Here is a 4,215-nt window from a genome sequence, read left to right on the forward strand (position 1 = left end):
CCTGGAAAGAGAACTTCCCCAGGGGCTCCGGTTGAGGGAGGTCCGGAGGGTCCCCTCTCCGCGGAGGGCGGAGGATGCGGAGGCCCTTTTTGAGGTTGCGCTCAAGGAAGACGAGCGCATAGAAGAGTTACCCCCGGAACTTTCCCCCTGGGTAATAGAGATGAAAATCGAAGGGAACAGGCTTTACTTTCGTCTGCGGCTTTCTCCCGGGGCCCCCCGGCCGGAGGAGGCGGCGGCCCGTCTTCTGGGGCTTCCGGTGGAGGAAGTCCTGGCCCGGGGGATCAAAAGGATTGCCTAAGGCGGGCAAATTTTCTATAACCTAGATTAACCATGGAAGAAAGAACCTCCCGACCCATAGGACAGCTTTTAAAGGAAAAGGGCTATATCCGGGACGAACACATCCGGTTTGCCCTTCTGGAACAGAAGGCCACCGGGGAGCGGCTGGGGGAGATCCTGGTCCGTCTGGGGCTGGTCACGGAGCTGGAGGTAGCCGAGGTGCTTGCCGAACAGGCCGGGCTTCCCTTTGAAGACCTGGCGGTCACCGTACCCAATCCCCAGGCCCTGCTCAAGGTCCCTCCGGCCTTTGCCCGTCAGCACCTCCTCCTTCCGCTGAGGATAACCGAGGGGACCCTGGTGGTGGCTATTCATGATCCCTTTAATCTTCAACTCCGGGAGGCCGTGGCCCGGGTTTCCGGCATGAGGGTGGAACCGGTGGTGGCGCCGCGTTCCCGGATCTCCCGGGCGCTGGAGAGATTTTATTACTTTCTGGAAAGACCGCCGGAAAGGGAACTGGAGGAGGTCACCCAGAGATTGCGCGAGAATCCCCACGCCGAGATCTCCATGGACGATCTCATCGAAAATCTCCTGCTCCTGGCCACCTCCCGCCGGGCCACGGATCTACACCTCACCCCCTCGGAGAGGACCTCCCAGGTCTTTCTGCGCATAGACGGTATTCTGGAGCCCTTCTGGGTTTTTCCCCAGGCGGTCCATCCGCGTCTCATCGGGGCCATCAAGGTCCGGGCGGGTATGGACATAGCCGAGACCCGTCTTCCCCAGGATGGGCGCATGCGTTTTTCCTTCCTGGGGGAGGAATACGACCTGCGGGTATCCACCGTGCGTACCCCGGTGGGGGAGAACATGGTCCTGCGTATTCTCCCGGTAGGAGGCACCGTCCAGCACCTCTTGCACCTGGGGTTCAGTGAGGAAGAGGTAGCCCTTATCCGGGATCTTCTGGAAAAACCCTACGGGATGTTCCTGGTCACCGGTCCCACGGGCTCCGGAAAGACCACCACCCTCTATGCCGGCCTGAGGCTCCTGAATCTCCTGGAGAAGAACGTCCTTACCGCGGAAGATCCCATAGAATATCGGCTTCCGCTCGCCCGCCAGACCCAGGTCAACGAGGAGGCGGGTTATACCTTTGCCCGGGCCATTCGGCACTTCCTGCGGCAGGACCCGGATGTGATCCTGGTGGGGGAGGTGCGCGACGAGGAGACCGCGGAGATGGCGGTTCGAAGCGCCCTTACCGGGCATCTCTTCCTCTCCACCCTTCACACCAACGACGCCCTGTCCACCCTTTTCCGGCTTCGGGATCTGGGTATCGGGCCGGATCTTCTGGCCTCCTCCCTTCTGGGGGTTCTGGCGCAGCGCCTGGTGCGACGTATCTGTCCTCAATGTCGGGAGGAATATCGTCCTCCGGAGGAACTTCTCCGTTACTATGACCTTCCCCCGGACGGGACCTATCTTCGGGGCCGTGGTTGCGAATACTGCGGAGGAAAGGGATACGTAGGGCGCACGGTGGTGGCCGAGATCCTCCGCATAGACGAAGATCTGCGGGCCCTCATCGCCGAAGGGGCCCCGCAGGCCAGGATGGCCCGGGCGGCCCGGGAGGGAGGAATGCGCACCCTTCGGGAGGCGGCCCGGGAAAAGGTCCTCCAGGGAATTACCACGGTGGAAGAAGTGCGAAGGGTGATCGGCTGATGCCTGTGTATCGTTTCCAGGCCCTGACCCCGGACGGGCGCATAATCAAGGATCAGATGGAATTTCCCGATCTGCGTTCGTTTTATACCTATCTCCGGCGCGAGGGATTGATCCTGGTCCGATATTCCGCGCGACCCGCTCTTCCCTGGGATCGTTTCACCCTGGGGAAGGTCTCCCGGCCGGAACTGGCCGAATTCTGCCATAATCTGGCCCTGCTGGTGCGGGGAGGCATACCCCTCCCCCAGGCGCTAAAGGACCTGCGGGAGACCACGGTCAACCCCCGCCTGAAAAAGGCCCTGGGGGTTCTGCTTACCGAACTTCAGGCCGGAAACCCCCTCTCCCGGGGCATGGAAAAGGAAAAGGATCTTTTCCCCGGGATCGTGCGTTCCCTTACCGCCCTGGGAGAGGAGACCGGGCGGCTGGATCACACCCTGGAGGAAGCCTCCCGTCACCTCCGTCGGCTGCACGAGATCATCACCCAGACCAAGCGGGCCATGCTTTACCCCCTTTTTGTCCTGGTGGCCATGAGCGGGGCCCTCCTCTTCTGGTTGCTCTTCGTTCTCCCCAAAATCCTGAACCTGTTTTCCCAGATGCGGGTGACCCTCCCGGCTCCCACCCGCTTTCTTCTCTTCGTAACCACCTTCCTCCGGGCCCACTTTCTGGAGGGGATGCTTTTTCTCTTTGTGAGCCTGCTTTTTCTATGGGTGGGATACCGTAGGTTTCCTGCATTTAAATTGAGAATGGAAAAAGTCCTGTTGCGTCTTCCGATTGTCTCTCGCATTAAACGTAGTTCTCTTTTAGCTTTCTTCTTTGAGTACATGGCTTTACTTCTCGGAGCAGGAATTGATATTCTGCGCAGTTTTGATATTATGTATTCCAATATTCAGAGCGAACTGGGTAAAAAAATCATTAAAGAATTGAAAGAAGGGGTATTGAGAGGCGAGAGTTTGAGCAGTACAGCTGCGGGATTGCCCCTGTTTTCTCCCCTGGATTTACGTATGATTTCCGTAGGGGAAGAGACCGGAACCCTGGTGGATCAACTGAGAGAACTGGCTCGCTACTATTACGAAATCATTCAGGGGTTGGTTGACACCCTGAGTCGAATCCTGGAACCCGTTCTTATCGTAATCGTGGGGGTAATCTTTTTACTTATAGTGATAGCCTTGATAGGGCCTATATATGAACTTATCACCCAGATCCACTAAGATTCCGGATTATCTGGATTTTTTCGGGTTAAGGGACCATCCTTTTCGTATCACGCCGGATACGGATTATTTTTACCCTTCCCCGGCCCATCAGGCTGCCCTGGAGGCCCTGCGGTACGGGATTCTGCGCCGGGAGGGGTTTCTGGTGCTCACCGGAGAACCCGGGGTGGGAAAGACCCTGCTGATACGGATGCTCTTTGAGGGCCTGCCTCCGGAGGTGCAGACCGCCATGATCCTTACCCCCACCCTGGGGCCGGAGGAACTTCTCGAGGTCATCCTGGAGGATCTGGGGCTTTCCGGGGCCGGTTCCCGGGAGAGATTGATCCGTCGGTTCCGGGATCGGCTCTTCGAACTGGCGGAAAAGGGACATACTCTGCTCCTGGTCATCGATGAGGCCCAGAATCTCCCCCCGGAGAGTCTCGAGGAATTGCGGCTCCTTTCCAACTTCGAGACCGAGAAGGGCAAACTCCTCCAGATTCTCCTTTCCGGGCAGCCGGCCCTGGAGGAACGCCTGCGTTCCCCCGAGCTTTCGCAGCTGGCTCAACGGGTCACCGTCTGGGAGAGGCTTCGCCCCCTGACCCGGGAGGAGATAGGCGATTACGTGCGTTTTCGTCTGGCCCGGGCCGGAGGGGCCGGGGTGATGCTGGCCCGGGGAACGGAAAGGGAACTGGAACGCCTGAGCGGAGGCATCCCCCGGGTGATCAATAAGATTATGGATCGGGCTTTACTGGTGGCCTTTGCCCGGGGAAGCCATCGTCTCCATCCGGCTCTGATTCGGGAGGCGGCCTCCGTGGCCGCCCTGCCCTCGGTCCCGGGTTATCGAAGAAGGGTCTGGCTCTGGGGAGCGGTGGTGGTGGGAATGCTTCTGATGGGGGTCCTGGTCTATGTCTTCCTTCTGGGTGGTTAAGTACGAAGGGGAGCAACTCCTCGGGGTTCGGGTCTCGGGTCGGAAAGGCCGCTGGAGCTTTTCCCGGGTGGAACCCCTTTCCTGGTCCGCCCTGGCCCATCGGTCGGTGATTCTGCTCTCCACCTC

At 59.4% G+C, this 4,215-nt stretch carries 4 protein-coding genes; all 4 read left to right on the plus strand.

Features of this window, described 5'->3' with window-relative positions:
- Window positions 1-298, plus strand: a 298-nt coding sequence (locus F8J34_RS07260) for a hypothetical protein (RefSeq protein WP_297057745.1), incomplete at its 5' end; no start/stop codon positions are given.
- A gap of 32 nt (window positions 299-330) precedes the next feature.
- Window positions 331-1,977 carry a type II/IV secretion system protein gene (locus F8J34_RS07265; protein ID WP_297057747.1) on the plus strand — a complete coding sequence of 549 codons (1,647 nt, stop codon included), beginning with the start codon at window positions 331-333 and terminating at the stop codon, window positions 1,975-1,977.
- Complete coding sequence (locus tag F8J34_RS07270; protein WP_297057751.1) at window positions 1,977-3,182, plus strand: type II secretion system F family protein; 1,206 nt, start codon at window positions 1,977-1,979, stop codon at window positions 3,180-3,182. Before F8J34_RS07265 ends, F8J34_RS07270 begins: the two co-directional genes overlap by 1 nt.
- Complete coding sequence (locus F8J34_RS07275; protein ID WP_297057753.1) at window positions 3,157-4,089, plus strand: AAA family ATPase; 933 nt, start codon at window positions 3,157-3,159, stop codon at window positions 4,087-4,089. The genes F8J34_RS07270 and F8J34_RS07275 overlap by 26 nt, the downstream gene beginning before the upstream one ends.
- Window positions 4,090-4,215: the final 126 nt, after the last annotated feature.

The organism is Thermosulfurimonas sp. (assembly GCF_015491435.1).
In the GTDB taxonomy this organism is placed as follows: Bacteria; Desulfobacterota; Thermodesulfobacteria; order Thermodesulfobacteriales; family Thermodesulfobacteriaceae; genus Thermosulfurimonas_A.